The organism is uncultured Desulfovibrio sp. (assembly GCF_944327235.1).
Classification (GTDB): domain Bacteria; phylum Desulfobacterota; class Desulfovibrionia; order Desulfovibrionales; family Desulfovibrionaceae; genus Desulfovibrio.
Genome location: NZ_CALVHE010000050.1, coordinates 1 through 19,249, shown reverse-complemented (window position 1 = coordinate 19,249; position 19,249 = coordinate 1). Strand labels below are relative to the sequence as shown.

Here is a 19,249-nt window from a genome sequence, read left to right as displayed (position 1 = left end):
GTGGTGGGCCGCAAGGACGCCGACATGGGCGGCAAGACCGGGACGGCGCAGGTGGTCAAGCTCAAGATGAGCGGCGACCGTCGTCTGCGTACCGCGGAAATGGAATACGCCCAGCGCGACCATGCCTGGATCGCCACCTGGGGCTACAAGAACGGCAAGGCGTATGTGGTCATCGTCATGGTGGAGCACGGCGGCGGCGGTTCCAGCGTGGCCGGTCCCGTGGCCAAGAAGGTCTACGAACATCTGTTCGGCCCGGATGGGGGCGTACAGCAGGTCATCGCCGCCAGCGACGGCGAGAATGGCGTGCCGCAGAATCCTGTGCTGGCGCCGCCGGATCTGCCGGGCCTGCTGAAGCCGGTGGCGGGGGGACGACAGCAGAACGGACGGGGCCGCAGAGAAGCGCGTGCGCCCGGAGCCACGCTCACACCGCGCCCGGCCGCTCCCGCTCCCGCTCTGCCGGGCCTTCCCGCCAGACGCGGCGCGCCTCGCGGCAGGGTCATCGACCCGTCCGCCCCGCCAAGTCCCCTCACCGGGCAGCCCTAGGAGAGTTCCATGGACAAGCGTCTCCTCAGCCATCTCAACTGGAGCCTGCTGGCCTGCACTGTCCTGCTGTTCTTCCTGGGCGTGGGCAATCTCTTTTCCGCCAGCGCCATCCGCGTGGAGGACGGACTGACCTTTTCCAGCTTCTATCAGAAACAGCTGATCTGGGGGCTGTGCGGTCTGGGCTGCATGATCGTGGCCATGTGCTTCGACTACCGGCAGATCCGCAATCTCGCCTGGCCCTTCTGGCTGGTCTGCGTGGGGCTTTTGCTGCTCGTGCCGGTCATCGGCGTGACGACCATGGGCGCCAACCGCTGGATATCTCTGGGCTTCATGAACCTGCAGCCGTCGGAACCCACCAAGCTGGCCGTGCTCGTGCTGACGGCCCGCATCCTTTCCCAACATAACCGTTCCCTAGGGTGGAAGGACTTTTTCAAGGTGCTGCTGGTGGGGCTCATCCCCTGCGCGCTCATCCTGGAGCAGCCGGACCTTGGGACGGGCACGCTGGTGCTGCTCATCATGGGCGGCATGATCCTCTTCCACGGTCTGCGCAGCTATGTGCTCAAGACCTGTTTCCTGGCCGTCCCCTGCGTGGCGGCGCTCATGTGGTTCGTGGTCATGCACGATTATCAGCGGCAGCGCATCCTGACCTTCCTCGACCCCGGATCCGATCCGCGCGGCGCGGGCTACCACATCCTGCAATCGCTCATCGCCATCGGTTCGGGGCAGATGTGGGGCAAGGGCTTTACCGAGGGCACGGCAGGGAAGCTGCGCTTCCTGCCGGAGAGGCACTCGGACTTTGCCGTGGCCGTCTTTGGCGAGGAGTGGGGCTTCGTGGGCTGCGTGGCGCTGGTGACGCTGTTCTCCCTCTTCCTGCTGTCCATCTTTTCCACGGCCATGCAGGCCAAGGACCGGTTCGGCAGCTTGCTTGTGGTGGGGGTTTTCTTTTACTTCTTCTCACAGATCGTCATCAACATGGGCATGGTCATAGGTCTCATGCCCGTGGTGGGCATACCGCTGCCCTTCATCAGTTATGGCGGCAGCGCCACTGTGGTCAACTTCACACTGCTGGGCATCGTGCTGAACGTGTCCATGCGGCGATTCATGTTCAAGGGATAAACATCTATGGCTAAATGGGGGTTGAGTGTGGGCAAGGATGAAATCAATGCTTTTCTTGGCGCGGGGACCGTTTACGAAGGTAAGCTGACCTTTCAGGGGTCCGTGCGCATCGACGGCGTCTTTTCCGGCGAGATCACCAGCGACGGGACGCTCATCGTCGGCAAGGACGCGCAGATCTCCGGCACGTTCCATGTGGGCGAGCTCATGCTTTCCGGCAATATGCGCGGCGATGTGGTGGCCAAGCGGCGGGTGGTGGTGCACAGCACGGGCGTTCTTGACGGGACGCTGCATACGCCCTGTCTGCTGACGGAAGAGGGCGGCATCATCGACGGTCAGATCTTCATGAAGAAGGGCGGCGGGGAAAAGCCCAAAGCCTGAAGGTCCTTTTCCTTCCTGCCCGGCGCGGCCGGGCGGTAGCGGCCATGCGGGGGCCTGGCTTGCGTCCGCGTGTGCCGCTGCGCTTGCGGCGACAAGACGCGCCGACCCGGTATGGGGACGCGCGGGTGTCGTCTTTTCGGCTGTGCGGCGGCCTGCCGCAAGCGTGGCGCGGTCAGGCTGAAGAAGCTGTCAGGCTGAAACGGACAGGGCGGGCGGCGTATGGCTGAGGAGGCGGGGCAGGTCGCGCCTTTGCCCGCCCACAGGATATTTTCAGTTTGAAACGTTTTGCGTTCCAAAGCCTACGGCTTGGCGTTCGCGGAAAAAAAAAGCGGTTTTTCCGTTTGCTTCGGGCTGGGCGGCGCTGCGCCGTCGCCTCGCACTAGAGCATTTTCAGTTTTAAACGCTTCGCGTTTCAAACCATACGGCCTGGCGTTTCGCGGAAAAAGCGCGGTTTTTCCGCTCACTTTCGGCCGGGCGGCGCTGTGCTGCCGCCTCGCATTTTGCCTTTTCAAAGGCAAAATGCTCTAGTCGTCAAGTACACGCAGAGGCAGGCCCGGCGCCAGCCGTACGATGCCTTCCACCACCACGCGATCGCCTTCCTTGAGATCCCCTTCCACCACGCTGGTCCCTTCGTGCTCGAAGAGGACGCGCACCTTGCGCAGCACGGCCGTGTCATCCGGTCCGGCAAGATAGAGATACGCGCCGTCGCGGCCGGACTGGACGGCGGTAGAGGGGACGGTGAGCGCGTTTTCCGCCCGGCCCAGCGGCAGATCCACGGTGACGAACTGGCCGGGCCAGAGGCTGCGGTCCTCATTGGCGAAGGTGCCGCGCAAGCGGATGGTGCCGGTACGGGTATCCACCTCGTTGTCCACGAGCGTCAGCAGGCCGCGTTCGGCCTTGCCTCCCGTGGGCGAGGCGGTGAAGTGCACAGGGCCGTGCCGCATACGCTCGAGGATGACGGAAAGATGCACTTCGGGCACGGAAAAAGTCACGTAGATGGGGGAGAGCGTATCTATGGTGACCACGGGGGTCGAGGCATTGCCCTGCACCATGTTGCCCTTGTCCACGGCAAGCGCGCCCACACGTCCGCTGATGGGGGCCGTCACCCGGCAGTAGGAAAGATCGAGCTCCGCGCTTTCCACGGCGGCCTTGTCCGACTGCACGGTGGCCTTGAGCGCGGCGGCCTCGGTGGCCGTCTGCTCATAGGATTCACGGCTCACATAGCCGCCGCCCACCAGCTTGCCGTAGCGGCCCCGGTCGTCGAGCGCCTTGTTCAGCTGCGCCTGCGATTTGGCCAGCAGCCCGCGCTTTTCGCGCAGCACCGCCTCAAAGGGGCGGGTGTCGATGGTGATGAGCGGATCGCCGGCCTTGACGTCCTGTCCTTCGGTGAAGTGGACTTCACGGATCTCGCCGGTGACGCGCGGGGTGACGGCCACAGAGGCCGAGGCTTTGACGTTGCCCACCACATGCAGCAGACGGGGCAGGCTCTGACGCGCCACAGGGCGCACATGTACGGGCGCGGCCTGGGCCGCCTTGTCCGCATTCTTGTCGCCGGAGCAGGCCGGGAGCAGGAGCAGGCAGGCGGCAAACAGGGGAAGACAGAGTTTTCGCATGGCATTCCTCGAAGCCATCAGCCTGCCTCATGCGCCTGCCAACGTCAAGGGCGGCGGTCCGGCGGGCGGCGGGCAGAAAAAAAGCCCCGCCGGAGCGGGGCCTCGTGATCGGGAAGGAAGGGGCTAGCGGGCCGCCTTGTCCTTGCCGCCGTTATCCTTGGCCGGCTTTTCGGCCGCGGCGTCATCCTTGCCTCCGGCGTCGTCGTCAGCCTTGGGAGCCTCGTCGGCCGGGGTGTCCAGCGGCACGAAGTTGACCTTCTGCTTGTTCATCTCCACCAGCAGGTCATTGGTCACGTCCAGCTTTTCGTCATAGGAGGACAGGGTCTCCGCGCTGAACAGGACATCATAGCCCTTGGTCCTGCGGAATTCGTCCATGACACGCTTGGTGACGTTCTGCAGCTGCGAGAGCACGTTCTGCTGTTCTTCGCCCATCTGCTGCTGGGCGCTCATGTACACGGTCTGGAGCTGCTTCTGGAGCTGCTCGTTCTCAGGATCCTTTTCCAGTTTGCCCTGGATGTCGTCCAGCTGCTTCTGGATGCCGGCCTGCATGTCTTCCAGATACTTGATGCCCGCCTTGCCGGCTTCGCTGTCGCGCATGACGCGCACGATATCCACAACGGCGATACGGGGACCGGACGCCTTTTCCTCGCCCTGCTGGCAGGCGGCGCACAGCAGGCTCAGCAGCAGGAGCGGGACCGCCATAAAACGAATACGCATGTAGTTTCTCCTCTCGTAACGACTGATCGTCAACGAAATAATTTTTTGCAGAGCGGTATGGTACGTTTTTTCGCCGGGCGGCACAAGTTCTTTTTCCCCTGCGCGGGGGAGCAGTCCATGATTGCGGGACGGGGCGCAGCCGTGTACACTGCCCGAAAAAAAGGACAGCCCATGCACGAACGTTCCACGATACAGACTCCGGCCATGCAGCGTCTCGACAAGGTGGCGGAGCGCCTTTGCCATGAGGATTCGCTTTCCCGGGTCTGGCACTGCCCGGCCAAGGGCGCGCCCATGCCGTCCCTGACGACGCTTCGGGAGATCATGGATCGCCTGAGCGCCGCGATCTTTCCCGGTTATTTCGGCGTGGAGCCGCTGCGCGAGAGCCTGCGTTATCATCTTTCGGCCAATCTGGACAGCATCTACCGTCTTCTGGGCGGGCAGATCCTTTGCGGCAAATGTTTTTCCTGCGACGGCACGCAGGGCACCTGCGAGCAATGCCGCGAGGACAGCCGCGAGCTGGCGCTCTCCTTCATGGACAGGCTGCCCCATATCCGTTCCCTGCTGGCGGGCGACGCCCAGGCCGCCTATGAAGGCGACCCGGCCGCAACCAGTCCCGGGGAGGCCATCTTCTGCTATCCGTCCATGCACACCATGCTCCATCACCGCATCGCGCATGAGCTGTATGCGCTGCGTGTGCCGCTGGTGCCGCGCATCATCTCCGAAATGGCGCATTCGCAGACGGGCATCGACATCCATCCCGGCGCGACCATCGGTGAGGACTTCTTCATCGACCACGGCACCGGCGTGGTCATCGGGGAGACCTGCATCATCGGGCGCAGCTGTCGTCTGTACCAGGGGGTGACGCTGGGGGCGCTCTCCTTCCCCAAGAATGAGGACGGCACCCTGACCAAGGGCATCGCCCGCCACCCCATCCTGGAGGACAACGTGACCGTGTACGCGGGGGCCACCATCCTGGGCCGTGTGACCGTGGGACGAGGGGCCGTCATCGGCGGCAACGTCTGGATCACCGGCGATGTGCCCGCCGGCGCCAAGGTGGCGCAGGAGCGGCCGAGATAAGGCGGCCCCGTCGGTATCGAGTGGATGACGGGGAACATGGTACGGTACGCCATCGTCCTGCTGTGCTGCCTGCTTTTGCTGGCAGGCGGCTGCGGCGTCAAGGTGACGGCCAGAGGACAGATGCAGGGCGGGGTGAGCGCGGGACAGGGGCCGCGATAGGGCCTGCCGTCAGAGCATTTCCCGGTCGAGACGCTTGGCGTTTCACACCATACGGCCTGTCGTTTCGCGGAAAAAACGCGGTTTTTCCGCTTGGTTTGGGCCGGGCGGCGCTGCGCTGCGCCTCGCGCCTTGTCCTGTTCACGGCAAGACGCTCTGGCGGCGGGGATCGTGCGGCGCGTCCGTCACCGGAAACAGAGCATCGGGGAGACGGCCTCCGGGCGGGGACATGCTCGCCTGGACCCGTCGTCGATGCCGCAATCATGCTCCACAGGGGAGGCAAGCGTGAGAACCGTGCTTCAGGGCGGCGTCGTGGTGCGCCCGGACGGCGTATTCGCCGCGGATATTTCCTTTGAGAACGGCCAGATCCTGGAAATGGGAGAACGTCTGCCCGCGGATGGGGCGGAAACGGTGGACGCCTCCGGCTGTTATGTGTTGCCCGGCGCGGTGGACGTGCTGGTGCACTGTCTGCCGGAGCATCTGGAAGCGACCGGCCACGCGGCGGCTCAGGGCGGGACGACCTGTCATGGCTGGCTGGCCCCCGCGGACTGCGGAGAGGCGGACGTGCCCGCGCAGCTGCCGGTGGATGTGGTGCGTCTCGATCCCCTGCCGGTGGACGATCTGGACGGGGCTTCTTTGCGCTGGCTGGATGCGGGGCGTCTGGAGACGGCCGGAACGACGGCCGCCGCGCTGCGTGGAGCGGCACGGGCCGGAGCGGCCGTGCTGCTGCGTCCGGAGCTGCCCGGGCTTTCGCGTTTTCTGGAAGACGAATTGCGGGCGGCTGGGCGTACGGCGGTCAGCAACTGGACGGCGGCCGCCCCGGAATACGTGGAAGAAGAGGCCGCGCGTCTTGCCGTGTCGCTGGCCCGCGCGGCAGGCTGCCCTCTGGCCTTGCTGCCCTTGTCCTCGAGCGGATCGCTGGAGGCCCTGAGGCTGGCCCGGCAGCGGCGGCAGGCCGTATGGGCGGCCACCAGTCCGCAGTATCTCCTGCTTGACGAGACCGCCTATGAAGAAGGGGCGGCGGAAGGACTGAAGTACGCCATGCGTCCGCCGCTGCGCGCGGCGGGACAGGCCGCCCGCCTGTGGGAGGCGCTGTCCGGGGGACTGCTGGATGCCGTGGCGTCCGACCATCACGATACGACCTTTGCCGCCAAGTGGGAAGCCGGCGCTGCCGATGCCTTTGCCTGTCCGGCGGGCATCCCGGGAGTGGAGACGCGCCTGCCGCTGCTTTTTTCGGAAGGCGTGCTCAAGGGGCGGCTGACGCTGCCCCGCTTCGTGCAGTGCCTGTGCGCTAATCCCGCGCAGCTGCTGGGCCTCGGTCGGCGCAAGGGCGATCTGCGGCCCGGTTTCGATGCCGACATCTGCCTGCTGGACCCGACGGAAGAGCGTCTGCTCACCGCCCGGCGTCTGCATCAGGGGGATTACACGCCCTTCGAGGGGCTGAGCGTGCGCGGCTGGCCGTGCACGGTCTGGCTGCGCGGGAGCCGCCTGCCCATGGACGGCCGCGAGGGCGATCCGGCGCGGGCCGGACATGGCATGTGGCTTTCCGGCGGCGCCGACTGACCATATTTGACTTGGCAGACGGGGCGAGGGCGCGTATAACGCGCCTCACCGGAGGCAAACGTGCGAAATGGCGGCGCTGCGCACGCCGCACTGGCCCTGCGCATTGCTTCCGGGCGGCGGGGACTGCGCCGCAGTCCCGTACTGCCGGTCTGCAACGGTCTTTTTTGCGCACGAGGGTTTCAGGTTCATGGATCAGAACATCATCAGCGAGGTGGTCAGCACCACCATCAAGATCTACGCCATGATGACGCCGCCTGCCGTGCTCAGCGCCTTCATCAGCGGCACCAAGGATTACGACAAACGCCGCAAGACGGCCACGGCCATCAAGACATCTTCGGCGGCCTTCATCATCGGGCTGGTGCTCTATCTTTTCGGCGCACACATCTTCGCGCTCTTCGGCTTCACGCTGGACGCCTTCCGCATCGGGTCGGGCGTGCTGCTCTTCCTGACGGCGGTCTCCCTCATGGGCGAGGAGAAAGACAAGGATCACACCCAGAAGGAAGGGGACATAAGCGTGGTGCCGCTGGCCATCCCGCTCTGCATGGGGCCTGCCTCCATCGGCGCCATCATGGTCATCGGCGCCTCGGCCAGCACCCTGCGCGAGATCCTGGTGGGCGTGATCTCCCTCCTTTTTGCCGCGCTGGGGATCTTCCTCATGCTGCTCATGTCGCACAGCGTGGAGCGCGTGCTGCATAAGACCGGCATCGCCGTGCTGGCCAAGCTGACCGGTCTTTTGCTGGCGGCCATCGCCGCACAGGTGATCTTCACGGGGATGAAGGCTTTTTTGAACTAGGATCGGTCAGCACTATTCATCGTCTGTCTGGGGGGAAGGGGAACTCCTCCGCCAGCGCGGGAGCGGGCAGCTCCGCCGCGATGTCCGCAAGACTCCTGCGTCGGCAGGCGGGTACGGCCTGTCGTTTCGCGGAAAAAGCGCGGTTTTTCCGCTCACTTTGGGCCGGGCGGCGCGGTGCCGCCGCCTCGTATTTTGCCTTTTTCAAAGGCAAAATGCTCTAGAGCGGATTCGCATTGAAATTGTGTCCAATTTCCATGCTGACGCTGCCCTCACACTACGGAAAAGCGTGGTTTTTCCGTGTGTTCGGTTGCGGGTGGTCGCTCTCGCGACTACCAGAGCAATCCACATTTTCAATGTGGGATCGCTCTAAAAAGCATGTTGGTCAGGCGCAACTGAGAGTTGATCGAAAGCGCTTGAGATATCGTGATCCTTCCCCGGCGCGCGGCGTTCCCTTCCCGTCGGGCGAGCCGTTTCCGTGGACAGGGACAGGCCGCGAGAGCCTGCGCGGCGTGGCGGGAGCGAGGCTCCGGCCGGATGCCGTACCGTGTCCCCCGGACGAGTTTTTCGGACAAGGCCGACCTGCCGTCGGCGTGCAGCGCGGCAACCGGCGAACCTCCCCCAAAATGCGGATGGCTTGGCGTGCACGGCAGGGATTGCATCCGGTGGGGCATTTTAGTTTGAAACGCAAAGCGTTTCAAACCATACGGCCTGTCGTTTCGCGGAAAAAAACGCGGTTTTCCGTTCACTTTTGGCCGGGCGGCGCTGTGCCGCCGCCTCGCATTTTGCCTTTTTCAAAGGCAAAATGCTCTAAGGAGTGTAGGCCCATGATGGAGCGCCTCTTTCGTCTTTCAGCCCACGGCACCAGCGTTCGTCAGGAATGTCTGGCCGGTCTGACCAGCTTCATGGCCATGTGCTATCTGATCTTCGTCGTGCCCGGCATGTTGGCGGACGCGGGGATGCCGCGCGAGTCGGTCGTGGCCTCCACCATCTGGGTGACCATCCTCATCACCCTCATCATGGGCTTTTGGGCGCGCTTTCCCGTGGGCGTCGCGCCGGGGCTCGGCATCACCGCCTTTTTCGCCTATTATGTTTGCGGGCCCGCGGGCTATACCTGGCAGACGGGGCTCGGCGCGGTCTTTATTTCCGGTATCGTCTTCCTGTTGCTGACCGTGACCCGGGTGCGCCAGATGATCATCGACGCCGTGCCCATGGACCTCAAGTACGCCATCGTGGTGGGGGTCGGGGCGTTCATCGCCTTCATCGGCATGAAGAACTGCGGGCTCGTGGTGGCGGATCCCTCCACCTTCGTGACGCTGGGGCATCTGAACGAGGCGTCCACCCTGCTGGCCGTGGCAGGGATCTTCCTCATCGGAGCGCTCATGGCGCGCAACGTGCCGGGAGCGTTGCTCATCGGCATCGTGGTCATCACGCTGGTGGGGGTGCTGGGTGGAGTGACGCGACTGCCGGAGGGCGATCTTGTGACCTTCGGGATCCCGCTGCCCACGGAGACCTTCGGGCAGATGGACATTGCGGGCGCACTGGATCACGGGCTCTTGTCCATCATCTTCACCCTGACTATGGTGGACATGTTCGACAACATGGGCGTGCTCATGGGGCTGGCGCGCAAGGCGGGCTTCATGCGCGAGGACGGCCATATCGACAATCTGGACCGCGCGCTCATCACCGATTCCATCGGCACCATGACCAGTGCCGTGCTGGGGGCCACCACGGCCACCAGCTATCTGGAATGCGCGACGGGCGTGGCCCAGGGCGGACGTACGGGACTGACGGCCGTGGTCATAGCGATCCTGTTCGGTCTGACCCTTTTCCTTGCGCCGCTGGTGGCCGCGGTGCCGTCTTACGCCACGGCGCCGGTGCTCATCATCGTGGGGGCCCTCATGATGCAGGACGTGGTGCACATCCGCTTCCGGGAGTTCTCGGTGGCGCTGCCCGCCTTCCTGACCATCATCCTCATGCCGCTCACCTTCAACATCGCCACGGGCTTCGGCTTCGGCTTCATCAGTTTCGTGGCGCTGCGCCTGCTGTGCGGGCGGGGGCGTGAGGTCAGTCCCATCATGTATATCGTGGCCGCCTGTTTTGCCGCCAATTTCATCCTGCGGAGCCTGTGATATGGAAGCCGATCTCATCCTCAAGGGAGGAACGCTGATCTGCATGGACCCCCAGCGGTCCGTGCGTCAGGCCGATCTGATCATCAGCGGCGGGCGCATCGCCGCCATCGAAAGCGCGACGCGGCAGAAGGCCCGGCGCATCCTGGACGTCAAAGGGGCCGTCGTCCTGCCCGGTTTCGTCCAGTGCCGGACGCGGCTGAGCATGACCTTTTTCCGCTATCCCGAAGAGACGGCCTCCCAGGACCGGCAGCGTCGGCTGGCCGGGCTGGAGGCGGCGCATGACCGGGCCTCGGCCTTTTCTTCCGCGGCGCTGGGCGTGGCCGAACTGCTGCGCAGCGGCACCACGTCCGTGTTCGACATGGGCGACGCCACGCAGGCGGAGATGCTCTTTCAGGCGGCTGACGCCATGGGTCTGCGCGGCGCGTTCGGCAAGGCGCTGGCCGACAAGGGCGAAGGGCTGCCCAAGGCCCTGTGCGCGCCTGTGGAAACGTCCCTCAAGGAGGGGGAATCCCTTTGCCGTCGCTGGCACAATGCCGACGGCGGACGGTTGCGCTATGCGGTGAGTCTGCGCGGCCTGCTGTGGAGCAGCAAGCTCCTGCTCGCCAAGGCGGCCCAGACGGCCCGTGGACAGGGGCTGCTCTTGACAGCCGCCATCGCCCCGGACAGGGAGGCCGAACGGGAGCTGCGCGAGCGCTACGGCGTCGATCCGCTGCGCTATCTGCTGGACAGCGGCTTTGTGGGGCCGGACACGGTGCTCGGCCAGTGCGACGTCTGCCGGGCCGAGGACCTGCCCCTGCTGGTCCGCAGCGGCGGCAGCGTCTGCCATTGTCCGGGCAGTCCCGTGGTCTGCGGCGAGGGACGCGTCTCCCTGCCGGAGATGCTGTCCGCCGGGGTCAACGTGGCGCTGGGCTGCAACGATCCCTTGTGGAACCCTTCGCTGGACATCTTCACCCTCATGCGGCGGGCCATTGAGCTCCAGGAGACGCGAGAGGGCGGCCCGGCCACGCTCTCCCCCCGCGCCGTGCTGGAGATGGCCACGCTGGGCGGGGCGCGGGCGCTGGGCATGGCCAGCGAGATCGGTTCGCTCATGCCGGGTCGCAAGGCGGACATCACCGTATTGCGACTGGATGCCCCGGCGGCGGATGCGCGCGAGGATCTGGTGGCCCGCGTGGTGCGTACGGCCACGGCGGCGCAGGTGAGCCATACCCTTGTGGGCGGCCGCGTGCTGCTGGACGAGGGGCGTCTGGCCGATGTGGACTGGGAAGGTCTGCTGGTGGAGGCCGCCCGTGAGGCCGCGGCCCTGCGGCGGCGCGCGGGGGACGGGGAGGCCGGCGCATGAGCGCGCCGCGCGAGATGCTGGGCAGCCGTCTGGGCTTTCTGCTCCTGTCGGCAGGCTGCGCCATCGGGCTGGGCAATGTCTGGCGTTTCCCCTACATCGCCGGGGCCTACGGCGGCGCGGCGCTGGTGGGCATCTATCTGCTTTGCCTGCTGGCTGTGGCCCCCATCCTCGTCATGGAGCTGGCCGTGGGCCGCGCGGCGCGCTGCAATATGGGGCGGGCCCTGCGGGTGCTCGAACCGGCGGGCACGCACTGGCATCGCTGCGGCTGGTTCGCGCTGGTGGGCAGCTATCTGCTCATGATGTTCTATACCACGGTGACGGGCTGGCTGCTGGCCTATTGCTGGTATATGGCCTCTGGGGCGCTGGCGGGGCGGGATCCCGCGGGCGTGGGGGCCTTTTTCGACCAGATGCTGGCCACGCCCTCGGTACATGTGCTGTCCATGAGCGTGGTGGTCGGTCTGGGCTGTCTGATCTGCGCGCTGGGCGTGCGCCGGGGCGTGGAGCGGGCGGTCAAGGTCATGATGCTGGGCCTGCTCGTCATCCTCGTGCTGCTGGTGCTGCGGGCCGTGACCCTGCCGGGAGCGGGGGAGGGCATCGCCTTCTATCTGGCTCCCGATGTGGCGCGCCTGCGGGAGGCCGGACTGTTCACCGCCATCAATGAGGCCATCAAGCAGGCCTTTTTCACCATTTCGGTGGGCATCGGCTCCATGACCATCTTCGGCAGCTATCAGCCGAAAGACCGTTCGCTCACCGGAGAAGCGGCCCTCATCGTGGGACTGGACACCTTTGTGGCCCTCATGGCCGGACTGATCATCTTTCCGGCCTGTTTTGCCTTCGGCGTCGCTCCCGACGCCGGGCCGGGCCTTGTGTTCGTGACCCTGCCCAATATCTTCAACAGTATGCAGGGCGGGCAGATCTGGGGGACGCTCTTCTTCGTCTTCATGGGGTTTGCGGCGCTCTCCACGGTCATCGCCGTGTTCGAGAACATCATCTCCTACAGCGTGGATGTCTGGGGCATGTCCCGCGGCCGGGCCACGCTGCTGCATCTCGCGGGCCTCTGGCTCTGCTCCCTGCCCTGCGGGCTGGGCTTCAACGTGCTGTCCGGATTCCAGCCGCTGGGCCCCGGCACCAACGTGCTGGATCTCGAGGACTTCCTCATCAGCAATAATCTGCTGTTCGCGGGGACGCTGCTCTTCCTCTTCTTCTGCACCAGCAGGCGCGGCTGGGGCTGGCGGAACTTCCTCGCTGAGACCAATGCCGGACAGGGGCTGCGCTTCCCGTCCTGGCTGCGGGTGTATCTGCGCTGGGTGCTGCCCTGCCTGATCCTGTTCATCTTCATCATGGGATATGTGGAGCGTCTGGAAAAGCTGCTGCGGTGAAAGCGGCAGGCTCCCGCTCCGCGAGCGGCGGACGTGGCGGCATTGCGTCACGGGCCGGACTGGGCTATGGTAAACGGCTGCGCGCGGGCCTGCGTACCTGCGTGCGGGACTTCATTCGCAAGAGGATCAGCACATGTCTGAACATGCGCAACGTGAAATGTTGGGCAGCCGTCTCGGCTTTCTGCTGCTGTCGGCAGGCTGCGCCATCGGCCTCGGCAACGTCTGGCGTTTCCCCTATATCACGGGGGCATACGGCGGGGCCATCTTTGTGGTGATCTACCTGCTCTGTCTGGTGGCGGTGGTGCCGACCATGATCATGGAGTTCGCCGTGGGTCGCGCCGCCCGCCGTAATATGGGGCTGGCCTTCCGCCTGCTGGAGCCCAGGGGCAGCCAGTGGCATCACTGCGGCTGGTTCGCGCTGGTGGGCAGCTATCTGCTCATGATGTTCTACACCACCGTGACGGGCTGGATGCTGGCCTACTGCTGGTACATGGCTTCCGGCGAATTGAGCGGGCTTGCGCCCGAAGCGGTGGGGGCCTTTTTCGGCGCGACCCTCGGCAAGCCCGACGTGCAGGTCATCGGCATGACGCTGGTGGTGCTCATCGGCTGCGGCGTCTGCGCGCTGGGCGTGCAGAAGGGCGTGGAGCGGGTGGTCAAGCTCATGATGCTGGGCCTGCTGCTCATCCTGGTGGCGCTGGTGCTGCGTTCCGTCACCCTGCCGGGCGCCGGAGCGGGCATCGCCTTCTATCTGGCGCCTGATGCCGCCAAGATCGAGCAGACCGGTCTGTTTGCCGTCATCAACGCGGCCATGAACCAGGCCTTCTTCACGTTGTCGGTGGGCATCGGGGCCATGTGCATCTTCGGCAGCTATCAGCCGAAGGACCGCTCCCTCACCGGCGAGGCCGTGTGGATCGTGGGGTTGGACACCTTCGTGGCCATCATGGCCGGGCTGATCATCTTCCCGGCCTGCTTCGCCTTCGGCGTCAAGCCCGACTCCGGGCCGGGCCTCGTGTTCGTGACGCTGCCCAATATCTTCAACAGCATGGAGGGCGGCCGCATCTGGGGGGCGCTCTTCTTCGTCTTCATGAGTTTTGCGGCCCTGTCCACGGTCATCGCCGTGTTCGAGAACATCATCTCCTATACGGCGGACGTCTGGGGCATCCCGCGGCGGCGCGGCACGGTGCTGCACATGGTCGGCCTCTGGGTGCTTTCCCTGCCCTGCGCGCTGGGCTTCAACCTGCTGGCGGACTTCCAGCCGCTGGGAGCGGGCTCGTCCGTGCTCGATCTGGAGGACTTCCTCATCAGCAACAACATCCTCCCGCTGGGCGGGTTGATCTTCCTGCTGTTCTGCACCATGCGCCGCGCCTGGGGCTGGGACAACTTCATCACCGAGGTGGACATGGGCGAGGGCCTCAAGTTCCCGCTCTGGCTGCGCGGTTATCTGACCTATGTGCTGCCCTGCCTTATCGTCTTCGTGCTGGCAATGGGCTATGTGGACAGGTTCTGGAAATAGGCCCCGGAACCTGTCCTTTCCCGTGAACCCGTGAGCATTCCCGCCCGCGGCAGGGCGGAGAGGTGTGATATGAGCGAGATCCTGGGCGGCGGTCGCCGTCGTAAAAAATCTCTGGTGCGCGAGTATGCCGAGGCGCTGGTGCTGGCGCTCCTGCTGGCGCTGGTGATCCGTACCTTTATCGTGCAGTCCTTCAAGATCCCTTCGGAATCCATGATGAACACTCTGCTCGTGGGGGATTATCTGCTGGGGGACAAGTTCTCCTACGGTCTCAAGATCCCCTTCACGGACATCTCCATCTACGACGGACGCGATCCGCAGCGAGGGGACATCGTCATCTTCGCCTATCCCAAGGATCCTTCCATCGACTTCATCAAGCGTATCGTGGGCGTTCCCGGCGATGTCATCGAAGTGCGCAACAAGCAGCTTTACCGCAACAACGAGCCGGTGCGGGAAGGCTTCATCCGCTTCACCGACCCGGACAACATCATGGGCGTGCGGGACAATTACGGCCCCGTGACCGTGCCCGAAGGGCACTATTTCATGATGGGCGACAACCGCGACAATTCGCAGGACTCGCGCTTCTGGGGCTTCGTCTCGCGTGACGCCATCCGCGCGCGGGCCTGGCGCATCTACTGGTCCTGGGATTCCGAGGCGGACAGCCTCCTGCGGTCTGTCCGTTTCGACCGGTTGGGCAAGGCCATCGAATAGGATGACGGACGGAAGAGGGCATGGCATGGGTCATGCCCTTTTTTATGCAGCAAGGACAGCGCGAGATCATGGTCATTCGTCTGAACAGCGCCGGGTGGGAAGGGGTGGACGCCTACCGCGTGGATGTGGAAGTGGAGCTTGTCCGGCAGGGACTGCCCGCGTTTTCCATGGTCGGTCTTGCCGAGGCGGCGGTGCGGGAGGCCCGCGACAGGGTATTTGCCGCCCTGAGGGCCGGTCAGTTTCGTCTGCCGCCAGCGCGCATCACCGTCAATCTGGCTCCCGCCGGGCGGCGCAAGAGCGGCACGGCCTATGATCTGCCGCTGGCGCTGGGGCTGCTCATGGCCTCCGGTCAGTTGCCGCCGGATTGTCTGGCGGACGCCTATGTGGCCGGAGAACTTTCCCTTTCCGGTGCGGTGCGGCCGGTATCCGGCGTCCTGCCGCTGGCCATCCTCGCCCGCCGGACAGGCGCGCGTTGCTGCATCGTCCCGCCCGCCAACGGACAGGAGGCCGCCGTGGTGGAGGGGATGACCGTGTATGCGCCGCAAACGCTGGCGCAGTGCGTGGCCTTCCTGCAGGGTGAGACGCGGCTTGAGCCGGTGGCGCCGGTTTCGGGGAATATGGCCTCCGGCGAAGATGCGGCGTATGGAGATTATGCCGAAGTCAAGGGGCAGCTGGCGGCCAAGCGGGCACTGGAAGTGGCTGCCGCCGGCGGGCACAACCTGCTCATGATCGGTCCGCCCGGCAGCGGCAAGACCATGCTGGCCCAGCGTCTGCCAACCATCCTGCCGCCCTTGTCCTTTGAAGAGGCGCTGGAAGTCACCACCATTTACAGCGTGGCCGGACGTTTGCGGGACGGAGGCGGGCTGGTGCGTTCGCGTCCGTTCCGTTCGCCGCATCATACGGTCTCGGAAGTGGCGCTGGTGGGCGGCGGCATCCATCCCCGCCCCGGAGAAGTTTCTCTGGCCCATCGGGGCGTGCTGTTCCTGGACGAGCTGCCGGAATACGGGAAGGCCTCGCTCGAGGCGTTGCGTCAGCCGCTGGAGGATGGCGTGGTCAGTATCGCCCGTGCCAGCCAGAGCGTGACCTTCCCCGCTGACTGTATGCTGGTGGCGGCCATGAATCCCTGCCCCTGCGGCTATTACGGCGATCCGCAGCACACTTGCACCTGTCGTCCCGAGCAGCGGGCGCGCTATCGGGCCAGGCTTTCCGGCCCGCTGCTGGACCGCATCGACGTGCATGTGGAGGTCCCCGCCGTGCCGTATGAAGATCTGCGTCGTACGCAGGCGGGGGAAAGCTCGGCCGACATGGCGCAACGGGTGGCGGCGGCGCGGCAGCGGCAGCAGGCCCGTTTTGCCGGGACACCGGTCCGTTGCAATGCCGGGCTTTCCGGCGCGCTGCTGGAGCGGCATTGCGCGCCTGATGCCGAGGGGGACGCCCTGCTGCGGACGGCGGTGCATAATCTCGGTCTCTCGGCGCGCGCGTATACGCGCATCCTGCGTCTGGCCCGCACCATTGCCGATCTGGACGACTGCGCGGATCTGCGCGGGGAACATCTGGCGGAAGCCATTTCCCTGCGGGTGCTGGATCGCCCGGCGGACTGAGGGTGCTCTTGGCGTGCGCGACTGTGGAGCGGGGAGGGCAGGCGCAAAGATTTTTTTGCCGACTGTGATTTCACCCCTCGACCTGCGGGCGCAAGTTTGGCATTCTAGCGCCCGTCCTTCTCCTCCTCCACGTTGCGGAGAGCAAGGGGGGAGGAGTGCAACACAGCCCAACCATTTGATTTTTTCATGCAACAGACCGATATCCCCGTGTCCAGCCGTGTCCGTCTCGCCTTTGTTCGTCCCGATGCCGAAGCTCTCTATGCCGGATCCCTGCAACCAGCCACCCGCTTGTCCGCCGGTTTTGATCTGCGTGCCTGTCTGGATGCGCCCCAGATCCGCATAGCGCCCGGAGAACGGGTCTGCGTGCCGACGGGGATCAGTGTACAGCCGCAATGGCCGGGGATGGCGGGATTCCTGTATTCCCGCAGCGGTCTCGGCGCGCGCGAAGGGCTGACCGTGGCTCAGGGCGTCGGTCTCATCGACCCGGATTATACCGGTGAGATCCTCGTCATGTTGCTCAATACCTCCGGTGAGGAGCGTACGCTGCGACACGGCGAGCGCATGGCCCAGCTCGTCTTCCAGCCTGTTGTCCGTCCCGACTGGGAAGTGGTGGAAAAGCTGGAAGATACTGAGCGCGGCAGCGGTGGTTTTGGGCATACCGGACGATAGCGCATTTTGCGTTTGAAACGCTTTGCGTTCCAAACCATACGGCCTGTCGTTTCGCGGAAGAACACGGCTTTTTCCGTTCACGCTGGGCCGGGCGGTGTCCTGCCGCCGCCTCGCGTTTTGCCGTTTTCAACGGCAGGACGCGCTGATGTGACGACCGCGCCGCGCCCTTTGACGCCGTACCGCTCGATCGGATGATTTCCCGGCGGCAGGTGGAAAGGGGGGAGAGCGCGTCGCGCAGCCATATTTTTTTAGTGGCGTTCCGTCATGTCGAGGGGCTGCCGCCCCGGACAGAGGCTCGTCCTCCCGGAATCGCCGGAACAGTTTAGCGCCGCCTTGCGGCCTCGTGAGGGAATGTATCATGTCGGAAGCGTATGATGCCGTTGTCGCCCGTGAAGAAAACCTGCTTTGCCGTTCCTACAGCCGTTATCCTCTGGCCATCGTGCGCGGCAAAGGCTCGCGCCTGTGGGATGTGGACGGCAAGGAATATGTGGACCTGCTGGCCGGTATCGCCGTGGTGGGCCTGGGGCACTGCAACGATGAGATCTGCGATGCGCTGGCGGCCCAGAGCCGTAAACTCTGGCATGTGAGCAATCTTTTCTATCAGGAGGAGCAGCTTGATCTGGCGGAGAAGCTGCTTGCCACCACCCATCACGAAAAGGCCTTTTTCTGCAACTCCGGTGCGGAAGCCAACGAGGCCCTCATCAAGCTTGCCCGCCGCTACATGCGCTCCATCAAGAAGCGCGACGCTTACGAGATCATCACCCTCGGCAACTGTTTCCACGGCCGCACCCTCGGCGCGCTCGCGGCGACCGGGCGGGAAAGCCTGAGTGACGGCTTCACGCCGCTGCCGGAAGGCTTCCGTCAGGTGCCCGCCGGGGATCTGGCGGCGCTGGAAGCGGCGGTCAGCGACAAGACCGCTGCCGTGCTGTTGGAATGCGTGCAGGGCGAGGGCGGCGTACTGCCCCTGCCCGCGGACTACCTCAAGGGCGTGGAGGCCCTGTGCCGCAAGAAGGACATCCTGCTGCTCTGTGACGAAGTGCAGGCCGGCATGGGCCGCACCGGCAAGTTCTGGGCCTTCCAGAACTACGACATTCGTCCGGACGCCATCAGCGTGGCCAAGTCGCTGGCCAACGGCCTGCCTATGGGCGCCATGCTGGCCACCAGCGAGGCGGCCCGCGGTTTTGTGGCCGGGAGCCATGCCACCACCTTCGGTGGGGGGGCGCTGGTGTCCGCCGTGGCGGCCAAGACCATCGAGATCATGGAGCGTGACGGTCTTGTGGAGCGGGCCGGTCGTTTGGGGGCGGAAGTCCGCGCCGCCGCCACCGCTCTCATGCAGCGCGTGCCCGGCAAGATCCGGGAAGTGCGCGGGCTCGGTCTGATGATCGGCATCGAGCTGTGCGAGGACGGGACCGAAGTCTGGAAGGAGCTCATTCGGCGCGGCTTCATCTGCAATCTGAGCCACGGCGTCACGCTGCGTCTGCTGCCGCCGCTCAACGTGGAAAAGAGCGACCTTGAAGCCTTCCTTGCCACGCTGGAAGATATTCTGCAGGGACGATAGAGCTTTTTTGTTTACAGCCGTCCGGCTGTATGCTACACGACGGCATCTCTCATACGGCAACCTTGCTGCGGCAAGGTTGCCGCTTCCTTTGCCAAGGAGAAAAGCATGGATGTTTTTGATCAGGCCACGGAACTGGAACGACTGGACAGGGAATCCGCCCTGCTGCGTGCCCGCTCCCAGATGGACCGTGGCGGCCCGGAATGGATAGACGGTGTGCCCTGCTGCCGGGAATGCGGTGAACCCATCCCGGCCAAGCGCCTTGAGGCGCTGCCCGGTGTGGGGCTGTGCCTGAGCTGCCAGGAAGAGCGGGAATCCAGCCACTAGGTGTTGTGTTCCGATAGGTTGTTCACCCTTTCCTCATTCGGTAAGTTGGAAGTTAGCAGACAAACCAACAAGC

At 65.0% G+C, this 19,249-nt stretch carries 19 protein-coding genes; 17 read left to right on the top strand and 2 right to left on the bottom strand.

Features of this window, described 5'->3' with window-relative positions; translation table 11 throughout:
* From Q0K00_RS08020 to Q0K00_RS08010, 3 genes are all read left to right on the top strand, one after another.
* Window positions 1-543, top strand: a 543-nt coding sequence (locus Q0K00_RS08020) for a penicillin-binding transpeptidase domain-containing protein (RefSeq protein ID WP_297228444.1), incomplete at its 5' end; no start/stop codon positions are given.
* 9 nt (window positions 544-552) lie between these two features.
* The gene (gene rodA, locus Q0K00_RS08015; RefSeq protein ID WP_297228443.1) at window positions 553-1,659 is read left to right on the top strand and encodes a rod shape-determining protein RodA; all 1,107 of its coding nucleotides are present in this window, start codon (window positions 553-555) and stop codon (window positions 1,657-1,659) included.
* Window positions 1,660-1,686: 27 nt separating this feature from the next.
* Window positions 1,687-2,037, top strand: coding sequence for a polymer-forming cytoskeletal protein (locus Q0K00_RS08010; RefSeq protein WP_366141133.1), 351 nt, complete (start codon window positions 1,687-1,689; stop codon window positions 2,035-2,037).
* Between the two features lie 524 nt (window positions 2,038-2,561).
* Here the strand turns inward: Q0K00_RS08010 and Q0K00_RS08005 are convergent.
* On the bottom strand, window positions 2,562-3,650 hold the full coding sequence (locus tag Q0K00_RS08005; RefSeq protein WP_297228441.1) for an efflux RND transporter periplasmic adaptor subunit: 1,089 nt from the start codon (window positions 3,648-3,650) through the stop codon (window positions 2,562-2,564).
* Here Q0K00_RS08005 and Q0K00_RS08000 point away from each other — a divergent pair.
* On the top strand, window positions 3,649-3,777 hold the full coding sequence (locus tag Q0K00_RS08000) for a hypothetical protein (protein ID WP_297228440.1): 129 nt from the start codon (window positions 3,649-3,651) through the stop codon (window positions 3,775-3,777). The two genes, Q0K00_RS08005 and Q0K00_RS08000, sit on opposite strands and share 2 nt — an antisense overlap.
* Here the strand turns inward: Q0K00_RS08000 and Q0K00_RS07995 are convergent.
* Window positions 3,774-4,367, bottom strand: coding sequence for an OmpH family outer membrane protein (locus Q0K00_RS07995; protein WP_297228439.1), 594 nt, complete (start codon window positions 4,365-4,367; stop codon window positions 3,774-3,776). The two genes, Q0K00_RS08000 and Q0K00_RS07995, sit on opposite strands and share 4 nt — an antisense overlap.
* 171 nt (window positions 4,368-4,538) lie before the next feature.
* On the opposite strand from Q0K00_RS07995, the gene epsC reads away from it, so the two are divergent.
* The 13 genes from epsC (at window position 4,539) to Q0K00_RS07930 (ending at window position 19,176) form a co-directional block, all read left to right on the top strand.
* Window positions 4,539-5,444 (top strand): serine O-acetyltransferase EpsC, encoded by a 906-nt coding sequence (gene epsC, locus Q0K00_RS07990; RefSeq protein ID WP_297228438.1) that lies wholly within the window; start codon window positions 4,539-4,541, stop codon window positions 5,442-5,444.
* A gap of 36 nt (window positions 5,445-5,480) precedes the next feature.
* The gene (locus Q0K00_RS07985; protein WP_297228437.1) at window positions 5,481-5,603 is read left to right on the top strand and encodes a hypothetical protein; all 123 of its coding nucleotides are present in this window, start codon (window positions 5,481-5,483) and stop codon (window positions 5,601-5,603) included.
* A gap of 282 nt (window positions 5,604-5,885) precedes the next feature.
* Window positions 5,886-7,163 carry an amidohydrolase family protein gene (locus Q0K00_RS07980; protein WP_297228436.1) on the top strand — a complete coding sequence of 426 codons (1,278 nt, stop codon included), beginning with the start codon at window positions 5,886-5,888 and terminating at the stop codon, window positions 7,161-7,163.
* 187 nt (window positions 7,164-7,350) lie between these two features.
* On the top strand, window positions 7,351-7,956 hold the full coding sequence (locus Q0K00_RS07975; RefSeq protein ID WP_297228435.1) for a MarC family protein: 606 nt from the start codon (window positions 7,351-7,353) through the stop codon (window positions 7,954-7,956).
* Window positions 7,957-8,780: 824 nt separating this feature from the next.
* The gene (locus Q0K00_RS07970; RefSeq protein ID WP_297228434.1) at window positions 8,781-10,085 is read left to right on the top strand and encodes an NCS2 family permease; all 1,305 of its coding nucleotides are present in this window, start codon (window positions 8,781-8,783) and stop codon (window positions 10,083-10,085) included.
* A gap of 1 nt (window position 10,086) precedes the next feature.
* Window positions 10,087-11,424: an amidohydrolase family protein gene (locus Q0K00_RS07965; protein WP_297228433.1), complete on the top strand. Its 1,338-nt coding sequence runs from the start codon at window positions 10,087-10,089 to the stop codon at window positions 11,422-11,424.
* Window positions 11,421-12,803 carry a sodium-dependent transporter gene (locus Q0K00_RS07960; RefSeq protein ID WP_297228432.1) on the top strand — a complete coding sequence of 461 codons (1,383 nt, stop codon included), beginning with the start codon at window positions 11,421-11,423 and terminating at the stop codon, window positions 12,801-12,803. Before Q0K00_RS07965 ends, Q0K00_RS07960 begins: the two co-directional genes overlap by 4 nt.
* A 133-nt stretch (window positions 12,804-12,936) precedes the next feature.
* Window positions 12,937-14,316: a sodium-dependent transporter gene (locus tag Q0K00_RS07955; protein ID WP_297228431.1), complete on the top strand. Its 1,380-nt coding sequence runs from the start codon at window positions 12,937-12,939 to the stop codon at window positions 14,314-14,316.
* 69 nt (window positions 14,317-14,385) lie between these two features.
* A complete protein-coding gene (lepB, locus tag Q0K00_RS07950; protein WP_297228430.1) occupies window positions 14,386-15,024 on the top strand; it encodes a signal peptidase I in 639 nt (212 codons plus the stop codon).
* Window positions 15,025-15,092: 68 nt separating this feature from the next.
* Window positions 15,093-16,625 (top strand): YifB family Mg chelatase-like AAA ATPase, encoded by a 1,533-nt coding sequence (locus Q0K00_RS07945; protein WP_297228445.1) that lies wholly within the window; start codon window positions 15,093-15,095, stop codon window positions 16,623-16,625.
* Between the two features lie 186 nt (window positions 16,626-16,811).
* Window positions 16,812-17,294: a dUTP diphosphatase gene (gene dut, locus Q0K00_RS07940; protein ID WP_297228429.1), complete on the top strand. Its 483-nt coding sequence runs from the start codon at window positions 16,812-16,814 to the stop codon at window positions 17,292-17,294.
* A 358-nt stretch (window positions 17,295-17,652) separates the two neighbouring features.
* Window positions 17,653-18,852 carry an aspartate aminotransferase family protein gene (locus tag Q0K00_RS07935; RefSeq protein ID WP_297228428.1) on the top strand — a complete coding sequence of 400 codons (1,200 nt, stop codon included), beginning with the start codon at window positions 17,653-17,655 and terminating at the stop codon, window positions 18,850-18,852.
* Between the two features lie 105 nt (window positions 18,853-18,957).
* On the top strand, window positions 18,958-19,176 hold the full coding sequence (locus Q0K00_RS07930) for a TraR/DksA family transcriptional regulator (RefSeq protein WP_296303953.1): 219 nt from the start codon (window positions 18,958-18,960) through the stop codon (window positions 19,174-19,176).
* The last annotated feature ends 73 nt before the right edge of the window (window positions 19,177-19,249 follow it).

Bases quoted from the DNA above. Each gene is read 5' to 3' on its own strand.
- rodA (WP_297228443.1), top strand. From the start codon at position 553: ATGGACAAGCGTCTCCTCAGCCATCTCAACTGGAGCCTGCTGGCCTGC.
- Q0K00_RS08000 (WP_297228440.1), top strand. From the start codon at position 3,649: ATGGCATTCCTCGAAGCCATCAGCCTGCCTCATGCGCCTGCCAACGTC.
- Q0K00_RS08005 (WP_297228441.1), bottom strand. From the start codon at position 3,650: ATGCGAAAACTCTGTCTTCCCCTGTTTGCCGCCTGCCTGCTCCTGCTC.
- Q0K00_RS07995 (WP_297228439.1), bottom strand. From the start codon at position 4,367: ATGCGTATTCGTTTTATGGCGGTCCCGCTCCTGCTGCTGAGCCTGCTG.
- epsC (WP_297228438.1), top strand. From the start codon at position 4,539: ATGCACGAACGTTCCACGATACAGACTCCGGCCATGCAGCGTCTCGAC.
- Q0K00_RS07985 (WP_297228437.1), top strand. From the start codon at position 5,481: ATGGTACGGTACGCCATCGTCCTGCTGTGCTGCCTGCTTTTGCTGGCA.
- Q0K00_RS07975 (WP_297228435.1), top strand. From the start codon at position 7,351: ATGGATCAGAACATCATCAGCGAGGTGGTCAGCACCACCATCAAGATC.
- Q0K00_RS07970 (WP_297228434.1), top strand. From the start codon at position 8,781: ATGATGGAGCGCCTCTTTCGTCTTTCAGCCCACGGCACCAGCGTTCGT.
- Q0K00_RS07965 (WP_297228433.1), top strand. From the start codon at position 10,087: ATGGAAGCCGATCTCATCCTCAAGGGAGGAACGCTGATCTGCATGGAC.
- Q0K00_RS07960 (WP_297228432.1), top strand. From the start codon at position 11,421: ATGAGCGCGCCGCGCGAGATGCTGGGCAGCCGTCTGGGCTTTCTGCTC.
- Q0K00_RS07955 (WP_297228431.1), top strand. From the start codon at position 12,937: ATGTCTGAACATGCGCAACGTGAAATGTTGGGCAGCCGTCTCGGCTTT.
- lepB (WP_297228430.1), top strand. From the start codon at position 14,386: ATGAGCGAGATCCTGGGCGGCGGTCGCCGTCGTAAAAAATCTCTGGTG.
- Q0K00_RS07945 (WP_297228445.1), top strand. From the start codon at position 15,093: ATGGTCATTCGTCTGAACAGCGCCGGGTGGGAAGGGGTGGACGCCTAC.
- dut (WP_297228429.1), top strand. From the start codon at position 16,812: ATGCAACAGACCGATATCCCCGTGTCCAGCCGTGTCCGTCTCGCCTTT.
- Q0K00_RS07935 (WP_297228428.1), top strand. From the start codon at position 17,653: ATGTCGGAAGCGTATGATGCCGTTGTCGCCCGTGAAGAAAACCTGCTT.
- Q0K00_RS07930 (WP_296303953.1), top strand. From the start codon at position 18,958: ATGGATGTTTTTGATCAGGCCACGGAACTGGAACGACTGGACAGGGAA.